This window comes from Salipiger sp. ABN3_019, assembly GCF_056158605.1.
This window is the reverse complement of sequence record NZ_JBSWTP010000010.1, coordinates 198,114-222,800: the sequence shown is the minus strand read 5'-3', so window position 1 is coordinate 222,800 and position 24,687 is coordinate 198,114. Positions and strand designations below refer to the sequence as shown.

19 protein-coding genes are annotated in these 24,687 nt (G+C 67.2%); 11 read left to right on the top strand and 8 right to left on the bottom strand.

Going from position 1 to position 24,687, the window contains the following annotated elements:
- Positions 1 to 110 precede the first annotated feature (110 nt).
- Complete coding sequence (locus ACXAD2_RS23055; RefSeq protein WP_475175580.1) at positions 111 to 1,205, top strand: hypothetical protein; 1,095 nt, start codon at positions 111 to 113, stop codon at positions 1,203 to 1,205.
- An 84-nt stretch (positions 1,206 to 1,289) separates the two neighbouring features.
- On the opposite strand, the gene ACXAD2_RS23050 is transcribed toward ACXAD2_RS23055, so the two are convergent.
- Positions 1,290 to 2,042, bottom strand: coding sequence for an SIMPL domain-containing protein (locus ACXAD2_RS23050; RefSeq protein WP_475175578.1), 753 nt, complete (start codon positions 2,040 to 2,042; stop codon positions 1,290 to 1,292).
- Between the two features lie 167 nt (positions 2,043 to 2,209).
- Here ACXAD2_RS23050 and ACXAD2_RS23045 point away from each other — a divergent pair, with 167 nt between their 5' ends.
- The 8 genes from ACXAD2_RS23045 to ACXAD2_RS23010 all read left to right on the top strand — a co-directional run bounded on the left by ACXAD2_RS23045 (position 2,210) and on the right by ACXAD2_RS23010 (position 16,092).
- Positions 2,210 to 4,978 carry a hypothetical protein gene (locus tag ACXAD2_RS23045; protein WP_475175575.1) on the top strand — a complete coding sequence of 923 codons (2,769 nt, stop codon included), beginning with the start codon at positions 2,210 to 2,212 and terminating at the stop codon, positions 4,976 to 4,978.
- A 107-nt stretch (positions 4,979 to 5,085) separates the two neighbouring features.
- Positions 5,086 to 7,329, top strand: a complete 2,244-nt coding sequence (gene glyS / locus ACXAD2_RS23040; protein WP_475175574.1) for a glycine--tRNA ligase subunit beta — start codon at positions 5,086 to 5,088, stop codon at positions 7,327 to 7,329.
- A 127-nt stretch (positions 7,330 to 7,456) separates the two neighbouring features.
- On the top strand, positions 7,457 to 10,021 hold the full coding sequence (locus tag ACXAD2_RS23035) for a putative PEP-binding protein (protein ID WP_066108583.1): 2,565 nt from the start codon (positions 7,457 to 7,459) through the stop codon (positions 10,019 to 10,021).
- Positions 10,022 to 10,328: 307 nt separating this feature from the next.
- Positions 10,329 to 10,820 (top strand): cell wall hydrolase, encoded by a 492-nt coding sequence (locus ACXAD2_RS23030; RefSeq protein WP_475175571.1) that lies wholly within the window; start codon positions 10,329 to 10,331, stop codon positions 10,818 to 10,820.
- 94 nt (positions 10,821 to 10,914) lie between these two features.
- Positions 10,915 to 11,844 (top strand): dihydroneopterin aldolase, encoded by a 930-nt coding sequence (locus ACXAD2_RS23025; RefSeq protein ID WP_475175569.1) that lies wholly within the window; start codon positions 10,915 to 10,917, stop codon positions 11,842 to 11,844.
- 51 nt (positions 11,845 to 11,895) lie between these two features.
- On the top strand, positions 11,896 to 12,900 hold the full coding sequence (gene folP, locus ACXAD2_RS23020) for a dihydropteroate synthase (protein WP_475175565.1): 1,005 nt from the start codon (positions 11,896 to 11,898) through the stop codon (positions 12,898 to 12,900).
- The gene (gene glmM / locus ACXAD2_RS23015; RefSeq protein WP_475175563.1) at positions 12,897 to 14,243 is read left to right on the top strand and encodes a phosphoglucosamine mutase; all 1,347 of its coding nucleotides are present in this window, start codon (positions 12,897 to 12,899) and stop codon (positions 14,241 to 14,243) included. The genes folP and glmM overlap by 4 nt, the downstream gene beginning before the upstream one ends.
- Before the next feature lie 274 nt (positions 14,244 to 14,517).
- Complete coding sequence (locus ACXAD2_RS23010; RefSeq protein WP_475175561.1) at positions 14,518 to 16,092, top strand: Ppx/GppA family phosphatase; 1,575 nt, start codon at positions 14,518 to 14,520, stop codon at positions 16,090 to 16,092.
- Between the two features lie 15 nt (positions 16,093 to 16,107).
- Here the strand turns inward: ACXAD2_RS23010 and ACXAD2_RS23005 are convergent, their stop codons facing one another.
- The 5 genes from ACXAD2_RS23005 to ACXAD2_RS22985 all read right to left on the bottom strand — a co-directional run bounded on the left by ACXAD2_RS23005 (position 16,108) and on the right by ACXAD2_RS22985 (position 19,512).
- On the bottom strand, positions 16,108 to 16,551 hold the full coding sequence (locus tag ACXAD2_RS23005) for a hypothetical protein (RefSeq protein ID WP_475175557.1): 444 nt from the start codon (positions 16,549 to 16,551) through the stop codon (positions 16,108 to 16,110).
- A 78-nt stretch (positions 16,552 to 16,629) separates the two neighbouring features.
- Positions 16,630 to 17,631: an endonuclease/exonuclease/phosphatase family protein gene (locus tag ACXAD2_RS23000; RefSeq protein WP_475175556.1), complete on the bottom strand. Its 1,002-nt coding sequence runs from the start codon at positions 17,629 to 17,631 to the stop codon at positions 16,630 to 16,632.
- Positions 17,632 to 17,635: 4 nt separating this feature from the next.
- Positions 17,636 to 18,319, bottom strand: a complete 684-nt coding sequence (locus ACXAD2_RS22995; RefSeq protein WP_475175552.1) for a TerB family tellurite resistance protein — start codon at positions 18,317 to 18,319, stop codon at positions 17,636 to 17,638.
- A gap of 102 nt (positions 18,320 to 18,421) precedes the next feature.
- On the bottom strand, positions 18,422 to 18,901 hold the full coding sequence (locus tag ACXAD2_RS22990; RefSeq protein WP_475175548.1) for an N-acetyltransferase family protein: 480 nt from the start codon (positions 18,899 to 18,901) through the stop codon (positions 18,422 to 18,424).
- A complete protein-coding gene (locus ACXAD2_RS22985; protein WP_475175543.1) occupies positions 18,898 to 19,512 on the bottom strand; it encodes a VOC family protein in 615 nt (204 codons plus the stop codon). Before ACXAD2_RS22985 ends, ACXAD2_RS22990 begins: the two co-directional genes overlap by 4 nt.
- Before the next feature lie 86 nt (positions 19,513 to 19,598).
- On the opposite strand from ACXAD2_RS22985, the gene ACXAD2_RS22980 reads away from it, so the two are divergent.
- Positions 19,599 to 19,781: a hypothetical protein gene (locus ACXAD2_RS22980; protein WP_475175539.1), complete on the top strand. Its 183-nt coding sequence runs from the start codon at positions 19,599 to 19,601 to the stop codon at positions 19,779 to 19,781.
- 28 nt (positions 19,782 to 19,809) lie between these two features.
- On the opposite strand, the gene scpA is transcribed toward ACXAD2_RS22980, so the two are convergent.
- Positions 19,810 to 21,945 carry a methylmalonyl-CoA mutase gene (scpA, locus tag ACXAD2_RS22975; protein WP_475175537.1) on the bottom strand — a complete coding sequence of 712 codons (2,136 nt, stop codon included), beginning with the start codon at positions 21,943 to 21,945 and terminating at the stop codon, positions 19,810 to 19,812.
- 178 nt (positions 21,946 to 22,123) lie between these two features.
- On the opposite strand from scpA, the gene ACXAD2_RS22970 reads away from it, so the two are divergent.
- Entirely contained in the window at positions 22,124 to 22,585 is a 462-nt protein-coding gene (locus tag ACXAD2_RS22970; RefSeq protein ID WP_475175533.1) for a DUF4174 domain-containing protein, read from the top strand.
- Positions 22,586 to 22,639: 54 nt separating this feature from the next.
- Here the strand turns inward: ACXAD2_RS22970 and ACXAD2_RS22965 are convergent, their stop codons facing one another.
- A complete protein-coding gene (locus ACXAD2_RS22965) occupies positions 22,640 to 24,640 on the bottom strand; it encodes an acetyl-CoA carboxylase biotin carboxylase subunit (protein WP_475175531.1) in 2,001 nt (666 codons plus the stop codon).
- Between the last annotated feature and the right edge of the window lie 47 nt (positions 24,641 to 24,687).

The following is a 24,687-nucleotide window of genomic DNA, read 5'->3' as shown; positions in this document are numbered from 1 at the left end:
CCGGGGGCTGCCCTATGCCGCCCCCGCGCGCTTCCCGATCTTGGTTAACGGCTTCCTAAGGTTCCGCCCGCACTCTGGCCCGGACCCGCCAATTCCCCATGGAGACAGCTATGTCGCTTCCAGCGCTCTTCGACGCCGCGATCTGCGTTCTTGCGGTCATGGTCGTTTTCACCCTTCTCGCCACCGCCATCAATGAGGCCATCGCCGACAACCTGCGCAATCTGCGCGGCAAGACGCTGGCACAGGTGATCCACAACCTGCTTGAACGCGAGAAGAAGAAGGCAAAGGGCTCCGGACAGAAAGTCTCTCCTGAGCCTGATCTGGTGAAGGCCTTTTACGATCGCCCGGAGATAAAGGCTCTGATGCGTCCACGCAGCCTTTCGGGAACCATCACATCGATCAGGCGGCGTCCCTCGGCGATCGAGCCCCGGCAGGCCGCGCTTTCCGTCCTGGCCGTGCTGCTCGACCCCGACGAGATGGCCAAGCTCGAAACCCGGGCCAACAAGGAGCGCGAGGACTATCGCGCGCTTCTCGAGCAGAGCCTCACTGCATTGCCGATTGGCGAGTTGAACCGGCAAATGGCCCTGCGCGGGGTGGCCGAGCTCTCGGCGCTGATCGAGAGTGAAATGGCAGAGTTCCGCACCACACTTGACCGCCGACGGATCGCCCTTGAGGCCGAATACGCCGAACTCATCGCCCGCGCGCAGGGGTGGTATCTGCGCAGCACACGCAAGATGCTCTTTGTGATCGGCTTTGTGCTGGCCGCGGGCTCGAACATCGACCTCCTCGGCTATACCGAGCAACTGATGGCGCAAGAGACGCTGCCTGCACGTACCGAACTGGCGAAATCGATCATAGAAGATCTTGAAGAAAATGGTCTTGCCGAGGGCTCCGCCTCGGACCAGACATCGGCGCAAACAGCCTATGACGCTGCCGTTGCCTCGCTGGGCAAGCTTGAGGTGCCGCTCGGATGGACCTGCCAGCCGCCTCGCGATGGCGAAGCGCTGATCCCCCTATTCAGTCGCGCCTGCGGCACCGCGCCGGAAGATAAGGGGTATCACTGGCCCTCAGTGCCGCAGGTCATCGGCTGGGTGCTCATCGCCTTCGGGGTCACGCTGGGCGCGCAGTTCTGGTTCGACCTATTCAAAAAGATCGTGGACCTGCGCACCGCCGGGAGCACGGTCACGCCCAAACCCACCTCCTGAGATGGCTGTCCCCGCGGGGACAGGGATCCGCGGGGACAATCAATAGGGCCGCCGCTTTGGCACCGTCCCCGCGGGGACGGCGATTTACTCCGCCGCCTCGCCCAGCTCAAAGACCATGGTGACCTGCGTGCTCAGCACCGTCTCGCCCGCCGCCACGGGCACCGCGGAGGCCCGCGCCATCTCCATCATCGGTGCGGGGGCCTGCCCGCCGCCACCGGCCTCGGCGATCGAGAGCACCGGCCCGAGGCTCAGCCCCGCCGCCTCGGCCAGAACGCGGGCCTTCTGCATCGCGTCCTCTACCGCCGCGCGGCGCGCGTCTTCCATCACCGGCTTTGGATCCTGCAGGCCAAAGCTCAGCCCCGACAGCTGGTTCGCCCCGTCTTCAAGCACCGCGCCCAGCACCTCGCCGAGCCGGTCCAGATCGCGCACCCGGACGCTCAGCTGGTTGCCCGCTTCAAAGCCGCTGATCACCCGCTCGGTGCCATCGTTGCCACCCGACCAGAGCGGCCGCAGCGAGATGTCCGAGCTTTGCCGGTCGCGCGCCTCAATCCCCAATTCATCAAGCCGGGCGATCAGCGTCTCGGCCACCTGCGAGGCCTCGTTCATCGCCGCATCCGCCTTGGCGTTCTGCGCAGTGATCCCAAGGCTGACCCGCGCCATATCGGGCGTGGCCGCCACTTCGCCCTCACCGGTGACGGTGATCCGCGGCGCCTGCGCCTCCTGCGCCATGGCAACCGCCGGGGCGGCAAGGGCAAGGCAGGTGGCGGCCATCAGCGCGACATGGCTTTTCACCGAGCGCGTCTTTGGGCGGGACATGGGGCGCGAAACTCTGCGCATGGAAACATCCTTTCACTTGAAGTCCGCCTCACAATGTCGGTATCGCGGGGCCTCGCGGCAAGTCCCGGCAGCGCCCGGTTCTTTCGCTGAGCGAAGACCTGCTGTAGGATGAGGGCAAGGAGCCCCGAGACTCCCATAGCTCCAAGAGCAGTGCTAGAGACCCGCGCATGGTACCAGATTTCGCGCTTTCGCTTTCCTCCGAGGGCCTGACCCTGCTGCGCCGACAGGCGGGCGGCTGGCGGCCCTTGGCCGAGGCTCCGTTTTCCGCCGGGGCATTTGACGGGCTGCGCAGCCGCGCGCTCGAGGCTGACCCCGCGGGGACAGAGGTGGCGATCTTCCTGCCCAACGATCAGGTGCGCTACATCGAATTGCCCGACCCCGGCGACAGCCAGTCCGTGCGGCGCGCGGCGCTTGAGGCGGCGCTCGATGGGGCGACGCCCTACCCGGTGGCCGATCTGGTGCTTGACTGGTCGCTCTCAGGCACGACTTTGCTCGGGGCTGCGGTGGCGCGCGAGACGATGAACGAGGCCGAGGCTTTCCTGCGCGAGCGCGGGTTCGAGCCGGTGATGTTCGCCGCGATCCCGCCCTCGGGCACTTTCCGCGGCGCGGCCTATTTCGGCCCGGCGAGCGGATGGACCGGGGCCGCGCCCGAGCGTCCGGCCAAGGTGATCTTGCTGGAGCCCGAAGCTGAGCCGGAACACGGGGCGGAACACGCAGCGGAGGAGACCTCTGCCACTGCTGTTGCGGCAGCAGCGCCCGCTGCTTCGGCAACAGCTTCGGACAGCGCAGAGTCCACTGCCTCCGCTGAAGTGCCGTCCGCTCCGGCAGAGCCCGAGCCCGTCACCGAGCCCAGCAAAGCGCCGGAAGAGCCGACCGCCGCCCAGAGCGACCCGGAGCCCGCGCCGCCTTTGCCAGAGTTCCCCGAACCCGCGCCTGAACCCACGCCTGAACCTGAATTGCAGACCGCGGCCCGCCCGGCGATGAGCGCGCCCACGGCGCCGCCCGCCGCGCCGAGCTTCAGCAGCGTCCGCGCAAGCCGCGACGCCGTGCCTCCGGCGCCCGAAGCCGCGCCGCGCCTGACCATGGGCCGCACCCATGTCGCTGCGCCCAAAGGGAAAGATCTGCGCGCCGCCGCGCCTGCCCCCGAGCCGGAGGCGAAACCCGATGCGCCGGAGGCGAGCGCCAAACGCCGCGGCTTTGGCTTTGGCAAACGCCGCGAGGCGCCAAGTGGCGCCAATGGCGCCAGCGCCCCGCAGGCGGCCTCGCGTCCGAGCTTTGCCCCGATCAAAACCCCGCCCGAGCCGCAGACCGGCTCGGAAACCACGCAGGGCATCAAGCAGGTCACGCCGCGCCCGCCGGTGTCGGAGCCGGTGGACCCCTCTGGCGTGACGCCCGTGTCGGGCCGCGCCCGCGTGGCCGCGCTGCAGCGTGAGTTGGGACAGGGTGGGCAGGGCCAGAGTGACCAGAGTGCCACCGCGCGCCGCGCCGCCAGTTCGCTCAGCCCCGAGCAGGAACGCGAACAGATGACCATCTTCGGCGCCCGCAGCGGCCAGAAGGTGGGCGGCAAGCCGCGCTTCCTCGGGCTTGTGCTGACGCTTCTGCTGCTGCTCTTCCTGCTGGGCGTCGCCGCTTGGGCGTCGGTCTTCATGAAGGATGAGATCGCTCAGTTCTTTGCGCCGCGCGAAACCCCCGCTGCGCCGCTGACCGCGCCTGCAAGCACGGAAACAAGCACAGAGACCGAGACCGATGTGGCCGAGGTGGCGCCTGCGCTCGCAGCCGAGGAAGAGGCTGGCGATGCCGAACTGGCCGCGCTGGAACTGCCGCCCGCCGCCAGCGAGGGGCTGGAGGATGCGCCGCCGCTCGAGCCGGGGATGACCCCGCGCACCCGGATGAGCGCCGATGACGCCGCCGCGCGCTATGCCGTCGACGGCATCTGGCAGCGCGCGCCCAATGCGCCGAACCGCCCGCCGCTCACCGATGCCGAAGACGTCTATGTCGCCTCGATCGACCCCGAGGTGCAGCAGTTCGACGCCGTGGCCCTGCCCGATCTCGATGGCACCCCGCGCGAGGACCTTGGCCTGCAGCCAGTGCGCCTGCCGCCCGGTCCGGGCGTGCGCTTTGATCTCGACGACCGCGGGCTGGTGAAGGCGACGCCCGAGGGCACCGTCTCGCCCGACGGGGTGCGGATCTTTACCGGCCTGCCGCCGCAGACCCCGCCGCTGCGCGATCCCGACCCGGCCAGTGCGCCGGAGGTGCAGGCCACGCCCGAGGCCGCACCGCAGAGCGAGACCGCGCCCGACGCCAACGAGACCGCCGAGGCCGATGCGCCCGCAACGCCAGCGGACACGGAGGCGGCAGAGACGCAGGACGAGGTTCTGACCACCGCCGCTCTGGCCACCGACGCGGATCCGGCACTGCAGCAGTTCCGCCCGCAGGGCCGCCCCGGCGATCTCATTGAACAGACCGAGCGCGCGGTGCTGGGCGGTGTCTCGCTGGCCGAGCTTGAGCAGATGCGCCCGCAGATGCGCCCGCTGACCCCGCAAGAAGAGGCCGCGGCGCTGGATCTGCCGACCACAGAGCAGGCCATCGGGGCTTCGCTGACGCCGCTGCCGCGCCCGCGCACCATGGAGACGATCGTCGAGGACGCCCGCCAGCAGGCGGCGCAGATTCCCGCCGGGCCGAGCGTGCCGCAAAGTGCGGGTGTGGCCGGCAATGCCACGCAGCGTCATCAGATCGACCTGCGTGACGTGGCGCTGATCGGCATCTACGGCAAGGACTCGGACCGCCGCGCGCTGGTGCGCCTGCCCTCGGGCAAATACCAGAAGGTGCAGGTGGGGGATCGGATCGACGGCGGCCGCATCGCGGCGATTGACAGCGACGAGCTGCGCTACGTCAAATCCGGGCGCAATGTCGTGCTGAAAATGCCCCGCAGCTGAGCCAGCGCGCCTGCGCGCGCCAAAGCGCGCAGGAGTTTCCCGCAAACGGCTGGACGCCAGCGCCATTGGGGTCTATCCCCGCAGGCGAAATTTATCCTGGTGAGACCATGCCCGACCTGCTGATCGAACTCTTTTCCGAAGAAATCCCGGCCCGGATGCAATCGCGTGCCGCCGAGGACCTGAAGAAGCTCGTCACCGACGGTCTGGTCGAGGCCGGTCTGACCTATGCCGGTGCCGCCGCCTTCTCGACCCCGCGCCGCCTGACGCTGACCGTTCAGGGCCTGCTGGCCGCCTCGCCCGCCACCCGCGAAGAGCGCCGTGGCCCCAAAGTCGACGCGCCGGAAAAGGCCATCGAGGGCTTTCTGCGCGGCGCCGGGGTGACCCGCGAGCAGTGCGAAGAGCGTGAGGACAAGAAGGGCCGCGTGCTTTTCGCCATCATCGAAAAGCCCGGTCGCCCGGCTGCCGAGATCGTTGCCGAGGTGCTGGAAAAGACCGTCCGCAATTTCCCGTGGCCGAAGTCCATGCGCTGGGGCGCGGGCTCGCTGCGCTGGGTGCGTCCGCTGCATTCGATCCTGTGCCTGCTGACCGACGAGCAGGGTGCCGAAGTGGTGCCGCTGGAGATCGACGGGATCGTCGCGGGCAAGACCACGCGCGGCCACCGCTTCATGGGGCCGGATGCGTTTGAGGTCAGCTCGTTCGACGACTACGAGGCCAAGCTCAAGCGCGCCAAAGTGGTGCTGAACCCCGCCGAGCGCGCCGACACCATCTGGCATGACGCCACCAACCGCGCCTTTGCCGCCGGGCTGGAGGTGGTCGAGGACCGCGGCCTGCTCGCCGAAGTGGCCGGGCTGGTGGAATGGCCGGTGGTGCTGATGGGCGAGATCGGCGCGGAATTCCTGCAACTGCCGCCCGAGGTGCTGCAGACCTCGATGAAAGAGCACCAGAAGTTCTTTTCGGTGAAAAACACCGCGTCGGGCCAGATCGAGCGCTTTGTCACCGTCGCCAACATCGAGACCGCCGACGATGGCGCGACCATCCTTGCGGGCAACCAGAAGGTTCTGTCGGCGCGCCTGTCGGACGCCAAGTTCTTTTGGGAGAACGACCTGCGCGTGGCCAAATCCGAAGGGCTCACCGCATGGACCGACCGTCTGGGCAATGTGACCTTCCACAACAAGCTGGGCAGCCAGAAGGACCGCATCGGGCGCATCGCCGCGCTGGCGGCGGAACTGGCCCCTGCCGTGGGCGCCGATGCTGCGCTGTCGCAGCAAGCCGCCACCGTGGCCAAGGCCGATCTGTCGTCGGAAATGGTCTATGAGTTCCCCGAACTTCAGGGCCTGATGGGTCGCTATTATGCCACCGCCGCGCAGCTGCCCGCGGAAGTGGCCGCCGCCTGCCAAGAGCATTACTCGCCGCTTGGCCCGTCGGACGACGTGCCGACCGCGCCGGTCTCTGTCTCGGTGGCGCTGGCCGACAAGCTCGACACGCTGACCGGCTTCTGGGCGATCGACGAGAAGCCCACCGGCTCGAAGGACCCCTTCGCGCTGCGCCGTGCGGCGCTTGGGGTGATCCGTCTGGTGCTGTCGAACGGTCTGCGCCTGCCGCTGGATCGCTACATCGACGCGCAGATCGTGCGCCAGAAGGCGCATCTGCATGCCGAGGCCGAAGAGGCAGAGCTTGAAGCGCTCGACACGCTGATCGACGAGATCGCCGATCACGGCGTCTTTGGCGCGGCGTTCAAGGCGGTTCTGAGCAAGTTCGAGGACAAGGCCCCCGCCGAGGAGGGTTCGGTGCTGCGCAAGGTCGGCAAGGTGGTGCCGGATCTGTCGGATGATCTGCTGACCTTCTTCCACGACCGCCTGAAGGTGCACCTCAAGGGCGAAGGCATCCGCCACGATGTGATCGACGCCGTGCTGGCGATGCCCGGCTCGGACGATCTGCTGCTGGTGGTGAAACGCGCCGAGGCGCTTGGCGCCTTCCTTGGCACCGACGATGGCGAGAACCTCGTGCAGGGCTTCAAGCGCGCCAACAACATCCTGACGCAGGCCGAAGAGAAGGACGGGGTCGAATACAGCTTTGGCGCCGATCCGAAATTCGCCGAAAGCGACGAGGAAAAGGCGCTGTTTGCCGCGCTCGACAAGGCCGAGGCCGAGATCAAGCCCGCGATGGAGGCCGAAGATTTCGCCGCCGCCATGGGCGCGATGGCGGGCCTGCGCGCGCCGATCGACGCCTTCTTCGAGGCGGTTCAGGTGAACTCGGACAATCAGGTGGTGCGCCGCAACCGGCTGAACCTGCTGTCGCGCATTCGCCAGATCTGTCTGCAAGTGGCCGATCTGAGCCGGGTCGAGGGCTGACGCCCCTGCCCCAGAGGCGGCGCTCGTGGTGCCGTAACGTCCCGTCACAGAGGCCGTGCCGTAAAAGATGTTAGGGCACGGCCCCTTTTCCGGGCTATTCTGCAGCGCAGAGTAACAGGGGCCTGTCATGCCCGACACATACCGACCCGACACGCAGGCCGATGACCCGCATGTCACGCTGATCACCCCCTCGGCGCCCATCGCGACGCCGACCCATGGCGGCCGGGCGAAATGCCTGCAGCGGCTGGTTCGGCTTGACCTGCCGGTGCCGCGCACCGTGGCGCTGAGCTTTGAGACGGTGCATCGCATCGCGCAGGGCGAAATGCCGCCGCCAGAGTTGATCCTTGCGCAGTTCCCGCCGGGCACGCTGCTGTGCGTGCGCCCCTCGTCCGAGGACCCTGATTGGGGCGGGCCCGGCTCGGTGCTGAACATCGGGATGAATGACGCCACCTTTGTGGAATATTCCGACAGCCTCGGCGCCGAGGCGGCCTCGGCGCTCTATATGCGGTTCGTGGTCAGCTACGCGATCCATGTGGCGCGGCTGGACCCGGATGTCTTTGAAGAGATCGAAAGCACCGGCCAGCAGGGGCTGACCGATGCGCTGCACGCCTATGAGGAAGAGGCCGAAGAGCCCTTCCCGCAGGATGCGGCAGTGCAGCTTGCAGCGGTGCTGCGCACCATGGCGCGGGCATGGGAAGGCACCACGGCGCGGCTGCTGCGGCAGGCCAAGGGCGCGCCGGTGGATGCCGGGCTGGGCCTGATCGTGCAAGAGATGGCGCTGGGTCTGGGCGCGGGCGAATGCGGCTCGGGCGTGCTGCAGCTGGTCAATTCCGACACCGGGCTGCCGCAGATCACCGGGCGCTACCTGCACCAGAGTCAGGGCCGCGAGGCGCTGCACAATGAAGGCGAAGCGCTGTTTCTGGAGCGCGACCGGCGCGGGCCGTCGCTGGAAGAGATGGCGCCGGAGGCGTTCGAGCAACTCAAAAGCCACGCTCGGCTGATGCGCCAGCGGCTGCGCGCCGAGATGCAGATCGAGTTCACGCTGGAAAATGGCCGCGTGCACATCCTTGACGGGGTGCGGGTGAAACGCTCGCCCCGTGCCGCGCTGCGCATCGCCGTGCGGCTGGCCGAGGATGGCATCATCAGCCGCGAAGAGGCGCTGATGCGGGTCGAACCGCGCGGGCTTTCGGAACTGCTGCACCGGCAGGTCTCGCCCGAGGCCGAGCGCGATGTGATCGGACGCGGCGTGGCCGCCTCGCCCGGTGCGGCCACCGGCAAGATCGTCTTCAACGCCGCCGAGGCGCAGGCCTCTGCCGCGCGTGGCGAGCCCTGCATCCTTGTCCGCCGCGAGACCTCGCCCGAGGACGTGCGCGGCATGCATGTGGCCGCCGCGGTGCTGACCGAGCGCGGCGGCATGACCAGCCATGCGGCGGTGATCGGCCGCGGCCTTGGCCTGCCTTCGGTGGTGGGCGCCGCGAACATGGGCTTCCGGCTGAACGATAAGGTGCTGATTTCGCAGGACGGTCGCCGCTTCAGCGAGGGCGATGTGATCACCATCGACGGCTCGTCGGGTCAGGTGCTGGCCGGGGCTCCGCAGATGGTCGAGGCGGCGCTGGACGACGCCTTCCATACGTTCATGTCATGGGCCGATGAGGCGCGCGACATCGGCATCCGCGCCAACGCCGACACGCCCGCCGATGCCGCCACGGCCCGCAACTTTGCGGCGCAGGGGATCGGCCTGTGCCGGACCGAGCATATGTTCTTTGAGGCGGATCGCATCACGCCGATGCGCGAGATGATCTTTGCCGACAGCCCCGATGACCGCAAGGCCGCGCTGGCGCGCCTGCTTCCGATGCAACGCGCGGATTTCACAGAGCTTTTCCGGATCATGGAAGGCATGCCCGTCTGCATCCGCCTATTCGATCCGCCCCTGCACGAGTTCCTGCCCACCGACCGCGCCGGGCTGCGCGATCTCGCCGAGGCGCTGGATCTGCCGGTCAGCGATGTGACGCGGCGGGTGGAATCCATGGGTGAATACAACCCGATGCTGGGCATGCGCGGCGTGCGTCTCGGCATCGCGGTGCCCGAGATCTACGACATGCAGGCCCGCGCCATCTTTGAGGCCACGATCGACGCCTCGCAGGACGGTGCCCCGGTCGAGCCCGAGATCATGCTGCCGCTCGTTTCGGCGATGAAAGAGGTGGAACTGGTCAAGACGCGCATCGACGCGGTGGCCGCCGCCGTGCGCAATGAGCGCGGGCGCGATTTCGACTATTCGCTCGGCGTGATGGTCGAAACCCCGCGCGCCTGTCTGCGCGCCGACGAGATCGCCCAGCATGCCGACTTCATGTCTTTCGGCACCAACGACCTTACGCAGATGACCTATGGCCTCTCGCGCGACGACGCGGGGCGCTTCATGTCGCATTACGTGCAGCAGGGCGTCTTTGCCGAGGACCCGTTCCACCGGCTCGATCCCGAGGGTGTGGGCGAGTTGATCCGCATCGGAGTGGAGCGCGGAAGACACGGTAACGGGGGAATCATGCTGTCGATTTGCGGCGAGCATGGCGGCGATCCTGATTCGATTGCATTCTGCCGAGAGGCGGGCATCGACTATGTGAGCTGCTCTCCGTTCCGGGTTCCGGTGGCGCGACTTGCTGCCGCACAGCTCGCGATCAAACACAAGATCGGGTAGGTTTTGCCCGATTTTCGCCCTAAATAAGCCGTTTCCCTCGAAAGGATACGGCACCGATACTTTTGTGTGACTCCATCAGGCTGGACCATTAGGCGACATTTTTGTAAATCGCCCCAGATTTCGGCAACCCTGCGTTAGCCTCCCCGAGATGTGAGAGCCCAGAATGTTTCGTGCCATCGCGATCGCCATCGCTGCCTTTTGGGCAGCCCTGCCCGCTCGTGCTGACATTCAGCATGATAGTATCCGTCACCTCGTTAAACTCGAGCAGAGCGCACTTCGTTCCGCAAATTCTTCGCATCTGCGCAGCATGATCACCCCGATCTCTGCCAGCGCGGTGAAAGGGCCGAGCTACGACAAGAGCTGGCTCGCCACCCAGCCCCAGGCCACGGGCGGCGCGCAGTTCCAGTGCCTCGCAGAAGCGCTGTACTTCGAGGCCCGCGGCGAAAGCCTGCAGGGTCAGTTCGCGGTGGCCGAGGTGATCATGAACCGGGTCGACAGCCCGCGCTTCCCCGGCTCGATCTGCGGCGTGGTCAATCAGGGCACCGGGCGGCTGCACGCCTGCCAGTTCTCCTACACCTGCGATGGCCGCCCCGAGCATGTGAGCGAAAAGGCCGCTTGGGACCGCGTGGCGAAAGTCGCCAAGGCGGTGATGACCGGCGCGCCGCGCGTGCTGACCAAGGGCGCCACCTTCTATCACACCCGCGCCGTGCGCCCCAGCTGGGCGCGCAAGTTCACCAAGACCGCCAGCATCGGCGCGCATTACTTTTATCGCGCCGGGTATCGCGTCAGCTCGAACTGAGGCCGCTTTTCGTCCCCGCGGCGACGTTCGCGGGGTCGCCCTTGCGGAAAGCCCCTGCTAGAGAGGCGGCACTTTTCCATTCGGAGCCGCTGCCATGGCCGACGAAATCCGCCTCGCCTTCGCCCATCCCGACGAACGCGCCATTGCCACCGCGGGCGAAACGCCGCGCGACCGTATCTCGCTGCGTGACCATGTGGTCGAGGTCGAGATCGGCGCCTTTCAGGCCGAGCGCGGCCATCCGCAGCGCGTGCGCTTCAATGTCGTGGTCGAAGTGGCCCCCGGTAAGGGCGCGCTGGAAGACGACGTCGATCTGATCCTCTCTTACGACAAGGTGACCGAGGCCATCGCCGCCGAGCTGGAGGCCGAACGGCTCAACCTGCTGGAGACGCTGGCCGAGCGCATCGCCGAGCGCATCCTGCTGGAGCCGCAGGCGCTGCGGGTCTTCGTGCGGATCGAGAAGCTGGATCGCGGCCCCGGTGCGCTGGGGGTCGAGATCGTCCGCGCCCGCGACGGCGAGCCGGTGGGCTCGGCGCAGGATGCGGCGCGCGAGCGGCCGCACCCGCGGGTGATCTACCTGTCGAACGCCGCCATCGCGGATGCCGCGCTTAAGGGCTGGCTCGATCAGGCCGAGGCTTTGGGCGCGCCGGTGATCCTCTGCGTCGGTTTGCCGGACGGCCCCCGCCCCAGCGCCGCGCATCCGCTGGCGCAGCGCCGGATCGACCTTCTGGCCATCGAACAGAACGCATGGACGCTTGCCGCGCGCGATCCCCGCGCCAAGGTGGTGGCCACCCGGACCGAACTCGACTGGGCGATGAAGAACGGCCAGAGCTGCATCTGGGCACCCTCGAAGATCGTGCTCGACACGCCCGCCGGGCATCACGCCCACCCCGAAGATCCGGCAGAGCTGGCCGCGTGGTTCGCCGGGCTGATGGAGGCGCGCGAACTGGTGATGATCGGCGAAGAGCCGCCCGCGGATGTGACCGTGCCCGCGCGATCTGTAACAGTTGGAAACCCCAGCCTCTGAGCCCGGCAGCCCCGGCTTGCCAAGCCGCAGCGCATCGGGCACAGCACTAGAATGACTGCCCGATACCGACCGCTCGTCCAGACCGCCACGCCCCGCCCAGAGGATGCCCTGCCGCTGGCGGGTGGCCCGCATTGGTTCACCCATTGCGCGCGCCATGCCCGCGGCGCGCCGGTCACGGTGATCCCCGCCGCCGAAGTGCCGCAGGACGTGCTGGCCCGGCTGACCGCCCCGCGCGAGCCTGTGGCGGGCCTGTCGATGCAGGGCTGCCGGATCATGGGCATCCTCAACGTCACGCCCGACAGTTTCTCGGACGGCGGCACCGATGGCTCGGTGGCCGAGTCCATCGCCCGCGCGCGGCAGATGCTGGACGATGGCGCCGAGATCCTCGACATCGGCGGCGAGAGCACCCGCCCCGGCGCGCCCGAGGTGCCGGTGGCCGAAGAGATCGCCCGCGTCGTGCCGGTGACCGAGGCGCTGAAGGGTGTGCCGATCTCGGTCGACACCCGCAAGGCCGCCGTCGCCCGCGCCGCCGCCGAGGCCGGGGCGACGCTGATCAACGATGTCTCGGGCCTCGTCTTCGATCCCGAGATGACCGAGTTTTGCGCCTCCGCGCGCCTGCCGGTCTGCGTCATGCATATGCGCGGCACCCCCGAGACGATGACCTCCGAGACCGACTATGAGGACGTGCTGCTCGACGTCTATGACTTCCTCGAGACGCAGATCCACGCGCTCGAACATGCCGGGCTGCCGCGCGAGAAGATCGTCGTCGATCCCGGCATCGGCTTTGCCAAGACGCTGGAGCAGAACCTTGCGCTGCTGAACGGGCTGTCGATTTTTCATGGGCTCGGCTGCGCCATCCTGCTGGGCGTTTCGCGCAAGGGCTTCATCGGCAAGCTCTCGGGCGAGGGTGACGCCGCGCAACGTTTTCCCGGATCCATCGCTGTTGCCCTTGCCGGGGCGGCACAGGGGATCCAGATCATCCGTGTGCACGACGTGCCGCAAACCCGTCAGGCGCTGACGCTCTGGCAGGCTGTCGAAGAAGGAGGCTCCAGATGAGTCGCAAACTGTTCGGAACCGACGGGGTGCGCGGCACCGCCAATATGCACCCGATGACCGCCGAGATGGCGCTGGCCATCGGCGCCGCCGCCGGGCGCTATTTCCGCCGCGAGGCGGGCGGCACGCACCGGGTGGTGATCGGCAAGGACACGCGGCTGTCGGGCTATATGTTCGAGACCGCGCTGACCGCCGGCCTCACCTCGACGGGCATGAGCGTGCTGCTGCTGGGCCCCGTCCCGACCCCCGCCGTGGGGCTGCTGACGCCGTCGATGCGCGCCGATGTGGGCATCATGATCTCGGCCTCGCACAACCCGGCGCATGACAATGGCATCAAGTTCTTTGGCCCCGACGGTTTCAAACTGTCGGATGAGGCAGAGAGCGAGATCGAGGCGCTGGTGGCCTCGGGCGTCGAGCCCGCGCAGGCCGGCAACATCGGCCGCGCCAAACGCATCGACGACGGGCGCTTCCGCTATCAGGAGCGGGTGAAGTCGAGCTTCCCGCATGGCATGCGCCTCGATGGCATGAAGGTGGTGATCGACTGCGCCAATGGCGCCGCCTATCGCGCCGCGCCCGAAGTGCTTTGGGAGCTGGGCGCCGAGGTGATCCCGGTGGGCACCCATCCGAACGGGCTCAACATCAACGACCAATGCGGCTCGACCAAGCCGCAGACCGCCGCCGAGACGGTGGTGGCGCATGGCGCGGATGTGGGCATCTGCCTTGATGGCGATGCTGACCGGGTAATCCTGATCGACGAGAAGGGCACCGTGGCCGACGGCGATCAGATCATGGCGCTGATGGCGGGCCGCTGGGCCGAGGAAGACCGGCTCTCGGGCGGCACGCTGGTCGCCACGGTGATGTCGAACCTCGGGCTGGAGCGCTATCTCGATGACCGGGGGCTGACGCTGGCCCGCACCAAAGTGGGCGACCGCTATGTGGTCGAGATGATGCGCGCCAAGGGCTACAACCTCGGCGGCGAGCAGTCCGGCCACATCGTGATGACCGATTACGCCACCACCGGCGACGGGCTGATGGCGGGGCTGCAGTTCCTTGCAGAGATGGTGCGCACCGGCCAGCCCGCGAGCCACCTTGCGCGCAACTTCGAGCCGGTGCCGCAGCTGCTGAAGAACGTGCGCTTCGGCGCCGGGCAGACCCCGCTGGAGGCCGCCAGCGTGCAGGGGGCCATCGCCGAGGCCGAGGCGACGCTCTCGGGCCGGGGGCGCCTGCTGATCCGCAAGTCGGGCACCGAGCCGCTGATCCGGGTGATGGCCGAATGCGAGGACGAGGCGCTGCTGGCGCAGGTCGTCGACGGCATCGTCGCCGAGGTGCAGGCGGCGGCGGTCTGAGCCCGATCCCGGCGGCATCGCGCGCGGCGCTGCCGGATATGCGTATTTGGAAAGAGAAGAAGCCGGGGACGCGGTTTTGCCTGGGCGCAGTTTTCCTGGGCGCGGTGCACCTGAAGCGGGCGCGGCCGAGGGAGCGGACACAGGGGCGGACATGGGGGCGAACAATGGGCTTGCGGGTGCCGCTGCGGCAGAGAGGTTTGCCGCCGCGAACTCTCTTTTGCGCTTCGGCCTCTCCGTGCTAGATGAAACCGGAAGACCAATGCCGGAGGAGCAGATGGACGGTAACGGCGACTCCAGCCAGAGCGACGCGGGCCTCTTCGGCAAGCCGCTCTTCGACGATCCGCGCGCGCGACGGCTGTCGCGGGTCGGCGTGGTCGACATCGGGTCGAACTCGGTGCGGCTTGTCGTGTTTGACGGCGCGGCCCGCAGCCCGGCGTATTTCTACAACGAGAAGATCATGTGCGGGCTGGGGGCAGGCATGTCCGAGACCGGACGGCTGAACCCCGAGGGCAAGACCCGCGCGCTGGCGGCGCTGCAGCGCTTTCAGACCTTGGCGCGCGGCATGGACCTGCCGCCGCTGACCGCCGTGGCCACCGCCGCCATGCGCGACGCCGAGGATGGTCCGGCCTTCCGCGCCGAGATCGAGCAGGCCACCGGCCTCAAGATCTGGGTGATCGACGGCGACGAGGAAGCCCGACTGTCGGCGCAGGGCGTTCTGCTGGGCTGGCCCGGCGCTGACGGGCTGGTGAGCGACATCGGCGGCTCGTCGATGGAACTGGCCGAAGTGCGCGGCGGCCATATCGGCAAGCGCGCCACATCGGCGCTGGGGCCGCTGAAGTTCAAGGATCTCAAGGGCGGCAAGAAGGCGCGCGAGAAATACATTAGCAAAGCCATCGCCGAGCTGGCCGAGCGCATGGGCAGCGCGCCGATGCCGCTGTTTCTGGTGGGCGGCTCGTGGCGGGCCATCGCGCGCATCGACATGGAGCGCCTAGGCTATCCGCTGCATGTGCTGCACGAATATCGGATGACCCTCGAGAACGCGCGAGAGACGCTGAAGTTCATCGAAGGTGCAGACCTCGACGCGCTGCGCAGCGCCTGCGGCATTTCTTCCGCGCGCATGAGCCTTGTGCCCTTTGCCGCCGAAGTGCTGGAGGAGCTGCTGAAGGTCTTTGAGCCCACCGCCATCGCCATCTCGAGCTATGGTATCCGCGAGGGGCTGCTTTACGAGCAGATGCCGCAGATGCTGCGCGACCGCGACCCGCTGATCGAGGCCTGCCGCTTTTCCGAGGCCAAGGATGCGCGGCTGCCGGGCTTTGGCAAAAAGCTGTACCGTTTCGTGCTGCCGCTTTTCCCCGAGGCCAGCGAGGCTGAGCTGCGCATCGTGAAGGCGGCTTGCCTGCTGCATGACGTCAGTTGGCGCGCGCATCCCGACTATCGGGCCGAGACCTGTTTCGACAATGCCACCCGCGCCAACCTTGGCGGGCTCGACCACCCCGAGCGGGTGTTTCTTGGCCTTGCGCTGCTGCACCGCTACCGCAACAAGCGCGAGGGCACCCGGTTCGAGGATTTTTATGCGTTGCTCGACAAGGAGCGCACGCAGGCCGCCGAGATCCTCGGTAAGGCCATGCGCTTCGGCTCGATGCTGTGGATGTCGGATGTCACCCGCGAGGACGGGGCGCAGTTCCACTGGGACCCCGAGGCGCGCGAGCTGCGGCTACAGCTGACCCGCGATGCGGCGCCGCTTTATGGCGAAGTGGCCGAGGCGCGGCTGAACTCGCTGGCCAAGGCACTGTCGGCCAAAGCGCTGCTGCTGGAGATCGACGGCGAGGAGCCGCGGGCGCTGATCTGAACCGCTGCCGAAGACTCAGAGTTCGACCTCGCCGCCGGGGCCGGGCTCGGGCAGATCGGGGGCGTCTTCGGGCATCGCATCGGGATCGAGCTTCTCGCGGCGGCGGATCAGGATGTCGCCATTGGGCAGCATCTCGGGCGCCTCATAGAGCGTCCAATCCTCGACCTTGTCCGACAGTTCGGCCATGGCCGGACCCATCTCTTCGACGAAGCTCTGCAGCGCCGGGCCCATGCGGTCGGCCAGCCGCTTGAGATCCTGCACGGCGGGGTCGATCTCGTCGCGCAGCCCGCGCAGGAACATATCGGCGCCGCGCTCCATCAGGCTGCGCCCCTCCTCCGGGGTGTCCTCCTCTATCAGCGGTTCGGTGTCGGGCTGCGCCTCCTGCTGCGCCAGCACGGAAGTTGCGAGGGGCACCAGAGAGGCACCGGCGAGGCTGGCCGCGAGGGCGAGGGGAAACATGCGTCTCATGCCACGCAATATAGGGCGGCGGGCTGAGTCGCGGTAGAGAAAGCCTGTCCCTGCAGCCGGATGGGCCGGTCAGATGGCGAGATCCAGCGTGACCGGGAAGTGATCCGACGCCGCCAGCAGCGCGCTGCAGAGGTCCGGCGCCTGCCAGCAGCGGGCGTCTTCGAACGGGTGCCAGATGCGCCAGCCCTGCGCCACCTCGCGCAGATCCTGCGAGACCATAATGTAGTCGAGCAGCGCCTGCAGGTAGCGCTTCTCCGGCTCGATATAGAATCGCGCGGTGGTCGGCTGGGGCGTGAGCTTGCCGCGCAGCGCCTCGCTGGCGTGCGGATCGTAGAGCGCGGTCTCGCCGTCGCCGAGGATCACCTCGACCGAGCTTCGGCCAAAGACATTCTCGTATTCATCGACGCCGGGACCATCGTTGAGATCGCCAAGAACCACCACGCTCTCGCCATCCTGCAAGAGCGCGTCGACCCGGCGGCGCAGCCAGATCGCCTGCGCCAGTTGCTTGCGGCGGTTGGCGATGGCGAGGCGTCTGACCTCGGCCGCGCCCTGCGCGCCATGCGGGGCCTTGGATTTCAGATGCGTTCCGAGAAGGCGGAGGCTGCGCCCGCCCGCCACGGTCAGTTCGACCTCGAGCGGCGGTTTGGAAAAGATCACCGCCTCATCGCCGTCGCCGATCCCGAGGTCGATCTGCGCCGTGCCGTCGAAACGCGGCGCATCCGCGCTGTGCCCGGGCACATGGCGCGCCGTCAGCACATCCGGGTCATAGAGCAGCGCGATCTCTTGCTGCGTGTCGTTGACGAAGCCCACCAGAACCTCGCGGGCGCGCAGATCGAAGGCCTCGGCGAAACTGTGCAGCGCGCGCCGCGTGTCGCGGCGGATGCCGGTGTCGGGGGCTTCGATGATCATCACCGCGTCGGCATCCATCGCGGTGAACACCATCCCCAGCGCCTCGGCCTGCTGCGCGCGGGTGACATCGCGCCGCCCGGACCAATGGTCGTCGATCAGAAGCTCGCCCCGCTTGCTGAAGAGGTCGTCGAACCACTCCACATTGTAGGTGGCGAGCCGCATCGGATCAGACCTGTTCGCGGGCCGAGATCTCTTCCCAAGCCCGGTTGATGTCGATCAGGCGCTTTTCCGAAAGCTTGATCGCCTCTTCGGGCAGGCCACGGGCGCACATCACATCGGGGTGGCTCTCGCGGACCAGTTTGCGCCATTGCTTGCGAATGTCGGCGATGGGCATGTCGGGGCTGACCCCGAGCACGGTGAAAGGATCGGGCACGGCATCGGGCACAAAGCGCGCCCGCAGCGCCCGGAAGGCATTGTCGGAAATGCCAAAAATCTCGGCCACCCGTTCGAGGAAGGCGTTCTCGGCGCTGTGGTAATCGCCATCGGCCAGCGCGATGTAGAACAGCCCCTCCATCAGATCCGACAGTTGCTCCGCGTTGCTGTCGAACATGCGGCGGATGCGGCGGGCATATTCCTCAAAGCCCGCGACGTCCTGCCGCGCGAGGTTGAACACCCGCGCCGCCGCCGCCTCATCCTCGGGGGCGATGGTAAAGATCTCGCGGAAGGCGGCGACCTCATTGCGCGTGACCTGCCCGTCAGCCTTGGCCATCTTTGCCGACAGCGCGATGACCGCGATGGTGAAGGCGACGCTGCGTTCCGGCGGCTGGCGAAGTTTCTCGAAGACAGCGGTAAGCCCCTCGCCCTTGGCAAGGGCGGCGAGAGCTTCGGAGATGCGCGACCAAATCGACATTTCCCCAGTTTACGCGGCAACGCGGCAACTGTCAGTGCGACAATGAGAAGTTGGCTAAATTTTCTGTCAGAACCGGGTGAGGCCAGGCTTCACCGAGAGCGGTCACAGGAATTTCTGCATCAGCACCAGATCCATCCAGCGTCCGAACTTGAAACCCACTTCCGGCAGCCGGGCGACCTCGCGAAAGCCCAGCGCCGCATGGAAGGCGACGCCCGCGCCGTTCTCGCCCGAGACCCCGGCAAAGAGCGAATGCACCCCCTGCCCGCGCGCCTCTGCCATCAGGGCGGTCATCAGCGCCCGTCCCACGCCGCGCCCGCGCGCCGCCGGGCCGAGGATCACCGTGTGCTCCTTGGTTTGGGCATAGCCCGGCCCGCCGCGAAACGCAAAGAAGGTGGCAAAGCCCAGCAACAGCCCGTCTTCCTCGGCCACGAGAAAGGCCGGACCGCGCGCCGCGATGTCGGCCAGCAGACCCTCGGGCGTTTTGCGCAGGTTGGTAAAGGTAGCGGCGCTTTCGTCGATGATCGGGTTCCAGATCGCCGTGATGGCGGCGGCGTCCTCACTGCTGGCGGCGCGGATGATCATTGCAGCACCCGCGAGCCCGAGACGGTGACGAAACTGCCACGCAGGGCGGGCTTGGCCTCGACCTCGAACTCGGCCAGCGGCACGTTCAGATGCGGTGCGAGCAGCGCCTGCAACTCATCGGCCTGCGGATGCGCCACGGTCAGCCGGTCGAGCCGGATGCCCGCCCCTGCAAGCGACACGCCCGGCGGCACCGGGCTGACCCATTCGATCAGCGCCGGGAACATGCCGTCAAAGGGCAGCTGCCCGTCGCGCGGCACCGAGATCTTCCAGCTGAGCGCGCCGCGGGTGACTGCCACCGCCTCCCCTGCCATAGGAAGCACCTTCAAAGCCGCATCCAGATCCGGCACCCGGCACACCCATTTGTCGAGCCGCGCGGGCCCTGCGAACCCATCGAGCCCGAACCAGCGCGGACGCCCGGGATCAGGCGCCGAAGGATCGACGGCGATGGCCTCGAGATATAGGTCGTTTTCCAGCCCGAGCAGGAAGTTATGCGTGCCGAAATCGGGATGCGCCCCGCCCGGCGAAAGCGGCAGCCCCAAGGCGCTTTCGGCATGGCTCACAGCCTCTGCCAGCGTCTCCCCAAGCACCGCCACATGATCAAGCTCGAGCATCGTCCCTCCGGCCTTGTTGCACCCGCACCACGTTATCCGTGGCGAAGGGGGGTGCAATCGGGAAATGGACACGCGGGCACAAGAAAATGTCGTGCAGCGCTGGCCCGATGCGGCGGCAGCACATAGTCTGCCCGGCAAAGGCGGCGGGCAACGGAACCGGCCGCCATGAGGCAAGGAGCACGCCCATGAAAATCCGCACCCTGACCGTGATGCTGATCGCCACCCTCGGCCTTGCCGCCTGCGGCGTGCCCTTCGTGCCGCTGATCTGAGCCAGCGGCACGATCTGGGGCGCGCGGCTTACTCGGCGGCGCGCGACGTGCCGATGAGGCCGAGGATCTCTTTGGCGGCAGCCGGGATATTGGTGCCCGGCCCAAAGATCGCCTTGACCCCGGCCTTATAGAGGAACTCGTAATCCTGATGCGGGATCACCCCGCCGCAGATCACGATGATATCCCCTGCGCCCTGCGCCTTCAGTTCCTCGACCAGTTGCGGCGCGAGCGTCTTGTGCCCGGCGGCCTGCGACGAGATGCCGACGATATGCACGTCGTTGTCGATGGCGTCCTGCGCCGCTTCGGCGGGCGTCTGGAACAGCGGGCCGACGTCCACGTCAAAGCCGATGTCGGCAAAGGCGGTGGCGATGACCTTGGCGCCGCGGTCGTGACCGTCCTGGCCCATCTTGACCACCAGCATCCGCGGACGGCGGCCTTCGGCCTCCGCGAAGCTCTCGACGTCCTTTTGGATCTGGGCAAAGCCCTCGTCGCCTTCGTAGGCGGCGCCATAAACCCCGGCGAGGGTCTTCACCTCGGCGCGATGGCGCCCGAATTCCTTTTCCATGGCCATGGAAATCTCTCCGACAGAGGCCCGAGCACGGGCGGCTTCGACCGCGGCTTCCAGCAGGTTGCCGCCCTCTTGCGCACGGCGGGTGAGCTCGGCCAGCGCCGCGTCACAGGCCGCTTGATCCCGGCTCGACCGCACCTTTTCCAGCCGCGCGATCTGGCTCTCGCGGACTTTGGCGTTGTCGATATCGAGGATGTCGATCGGGTCTTCCTTGTCCTTGCGGTATTTGTTGACGCCGACGATCACCTCTTCGCCGCGGTCGATCTGCGCCTGACGGCGCGCGGCGGTCTCTTCGATCCGCAGCTTCGGCATGCCCGAGGCGACGGCTTTGGTCATGCCGCCCATCTCCTCGACCTCTTCGATCAGCGCCCATGCCTTCTCGATCAGCTCGTTGGTGAGGCTTTCCACGTAGTAAGACCCCGCCAGCGGGTCGACCACATTGGTCACCCCGGTCTCTTCCTGCAGGATGAGCTGGGTGTTGCGCGCGATCCGGGCCGAAAACTCGGTGGGCAGCGCGATCGCCTCGTCAAGCGCGTTGGTGTGCAGCGACTGGGTGCCACCGAGCACCGCGCTCATCGCCTCATAGGCGGTGCGGATGACGTTGTTGTAGGGGTCCTGCTCCTGCAGGCTGACACCGGAGGTCTGGCAGTGGGTGCGCAGCATCTTCGAGCGGTCGGACTTGGCGCCGAACTCGGTCATGATGCGGTGCCAGAGCGTGCGCGCCGCGCGCAGCTTGGCCGCCTCCATGAAGAAGTTCATGCCGATGGCGAAGAAGAACGACAGCCGCCCGGCGAATTTGTCGACATCCATGCCCGCCTCGATCGCCGCGCGCACGTATTCGCGCCCATCGGCCAGCGTGTAGGCCAGTTCCTGCACGAGGTTCGCCCCGGCCTCCTGCATGTGGTAGCCGGAGATCGAGATCGAGTTGAATTTCGGCATCTCGTTGGAGGTGTATTCGATGATGTCCGAGATGATCCGCATCGAAGGCTCGGGCGGGTAGATGTAGGTGTTGCGGACCATGAACTCCTTGAGGATGTCGTTCTGGATGGTCCCCGAAAGCACCGCGCGGTCATGCCCCTGCTCCTCGCCCACAACGATGAAGCTGGCGAGGATCGGGATCACCGCGCCGTTCATCGTCATCGACACAGAGATCTTGTCGAGCGGAATCCCGTCGAAGAGGATCTTCATGTCCTCGACGCTGTCGATCGCCACGCCCGCCTTGCCGACATCGCCGACGACGCGCTCGTGGTCGCTGTCATAGCCGCGGTGGGTGGCCAGATCGAAGGCCACCGAGACGCCCTGCTGCCCCGCCGCCAGCGCCTTGCGGTAGAAGGCGTTGGAGTCTTCGGCGGTGGAGAACCCGGCATACTGCCGGATGGTCCACGGACGGCCCGCGTACATCGTCGCCTTCACCCCGCGGGTGAAGGGCCCAAAGCCCGGCAGCGTGCCCATATGCGGCAGATCCGCCGTGTCCTCGGCGGTATAGAGCGGCTGCACGTCGATCCCCTCGAGCGTGTGCCACGTCAGGTCATCGAGCGGGCGCCCCCGCAGTTCCTTCTCCGCGAGCTGGCGCCAGTCGTCCTTCTTGGCCGTCATCCTCTCGTCCTCTCTCCTAGCAGCCCGCAGGCGGGCGGTCCCGACCTGCGCGGCATCCTCCGTTCGTGATCATCCAGCAGCGCCGAGACGCCCTTTGGCGCAAGCCGTGCCTAAATTTTTCGTCAGCCCACGCGGCAAGCCCTGTGCAGCCGCCGGAGCTTTGCCTATATTTTGAAGTATGAACCGACGTATCGCCCTCGCCCTGCTTGGATTTCTCACCCTCGCCGCGGGATTCGGGGCGGCACAGGGTGCCGAGACGCCCAGCATCGACGAGCCGATCCGCCCGGCGGGCGAGTCGACGCTCGACGAGTTTCTCTGGCTCAAGCGCCCACTGCTGGTCTTTGCCGACAACCCCAGCGATCCGCGATACGTGCAGCAGATCCAACTAATCACCGAGCGGCTCGACGCGCTGACCGATCGCGATGTCGTGGTGATCACCGATACCGACCCCGCCGCGCGCAGCCCGATCCGCCGGGCGATGCGCCCGCGCGGCTTCATGATCATGCTGCTGGCCAAGGACGGCACGGTCATCCTGCGCAAACCCAGCCCGTGGGACGTGCGCGAGATCACCCGCTCCATCGACAAGCAGCCGCTGCGCCAGCAAGAGGTGCGCGACCGCCGCGACGCGCTGCGGCAGTAGCGGGAGCCGAGGCCCCCGCCTCTGAGCCCTATGCGCGGCGCGCCGACCATGGGCTCATTCGAACTCCATGATCACGTCGTCCACCGCCAGACTGTCGCCCGGCCCGGCGTTGACCTTCTTGACGGTGCCCTTGCGCTCGGCGCGCAGGATGTTCTCCATCTTCATCGCCTCGACGGTGCAGAGCGCCTGACCTTCCTGAACCTCGTCGCCTTCGGCCACGTTCACCTTCACGATGAGGCCCGGCATCGGACAGAGCAGCATCTTCGAGGTGTCGGGCGGCAGTTTCTCGGGCATCAGCCGTGCAAGTTCGGCCTGCCGCGGGGTGCGCACGTTGACCTTCAGATCGGCGCCGCGGCTGCGGATGTGGAACCCGCCGGGGATCTTGCCGACCTTCAGCACCAGCGGCTTGCCGTCCACCTGCATATGCGCCAGCGCCTGCCCCGGGGTCCATGTACCGGTGACCCGCAGCGTCGCGCCGTCGGCAAACTCGACCGAGGTGCCGTCCTTGTCGGCGCTGAGCACCAGATCGAAACTTTCGCCCTGCAGCGTGACGTTCCAGTGATCGCCCACCTTGCGCTCATGGTTGTCGAGCGTGCCGGAGATGCGGGTGCGCCGGATCTCGGCCACCCGGTTCATCGCGGCGCAGGCGGCGGCCACGTCGCGCAGCGCGGGCTCGGCCAGCGTCACCCCTTCGAAGCCGTCGGGATATTCCTCGGCGATGAAAGCGGTGGTGATATTGCCCGAGATAAAACGCTCGTGGTCCATGACAGCGGCAAGGAACGGCAGGTTGTGCCCGATGCCCTCGACCTCGAAACTGTCGAGCGCGTTGCGCATGACCTCGATCGCCTGCTCGCGGGTCGGCGCCCATGTGCAGAGCTTGGCGATCATCGGGTCGTAATACATCGAGATCTCGCCACCTTCGTAGACGCCGGTGTCGTTGCGCACGATGCCGCCATGCAGCTCGCCCTCGGCGGGCGGACGGTAGCGGGTGAGGCGCCCGATGGAGGGCAGGAAGCCGCGATAGGGATCCTCGGCATAAAGGCGGTTCTCGATCGCCCAGCCGTCAATCTTCACATCGTCCTGGGTGATCGACAGCGGCTCGCCATTGGCGACGCGGATCATCTGCTCGACCAGATCGACGCCGGTGATCAGCTCGGTCACCGGGTGTTCCACCTGCAGACGGGTGTTCATCTCGAGGAAGTAGAAGTTCTTTTCGCCATCGACGATGAATTCCACCGTACCGGCGCTGGTGTAGCCCACCGCCTTGGCCAGAGCGACCGCCTGCTCGCCCATCGCCTTGCGGGTCTCGGGATCGAGGAAGGGGCTCGGGGCCTCTTCGACGACCTTCTGGTTGCGGCGCTGGATCGAGCATTCGCGCTCGTTGAGGTAGATGCCGCCCCCATGCGCGTCGCAGAGCACCTGAATCTCGATGTGGCGCGGCTGGGTGACGAATTTCTCGATAAAGATCCGGTCGTCGCCGAAGGAGTTGGCCGCCTCGTTCTTCGAGCTCTGGAAGCCCTCGCGCGCCTCCTCGTCGGTCCATGCGATGCGCATCCCCTTGCCGCCGCCGCCAGCCGAGGCCTTGATCATCACCGGGTAGCCGATCTCGCCCGAGATCTTCACCGCCTCGTCGGCATCCTCGATCAGCCCCATATAGCCGGGCACGGTCGAGACACCGGCCTCTTGGGCGATCTTCTTCGAGGTGATCTTGTCGCCCATCGCTTCGATCGCGCCCTTGGGCGGGCCGATGAAGGCAACGCCCGCGGCTTCGAGCGCCTCGGCGAACTTGGGGTTTTCCGACAGGAAGCCATAGCCCGGATGCACCGCCTGCGCGCCGGTCTGCTGGATCGCGCCCATGATCTTGTCGATCACGATGTAGGACTGGTTGGCCTGCGGCGGGCCGATGTGCACCGCCTCATCCGCCATGTCCACGTGCAGCGCGTGTTTGTCGGCGTCCGAATAGACCGCCACGGTCTGAATGCCCATCTTGCGCGCGGTCTTGATGACCCGGCAGGCGATCTCACCGCGGTTGGCGATCAGGATCTTGTCGAACATGTCTCTCCCTTTCGTAGCGTTTTTTGGCGCGTTTTTTGGCCGCAGGC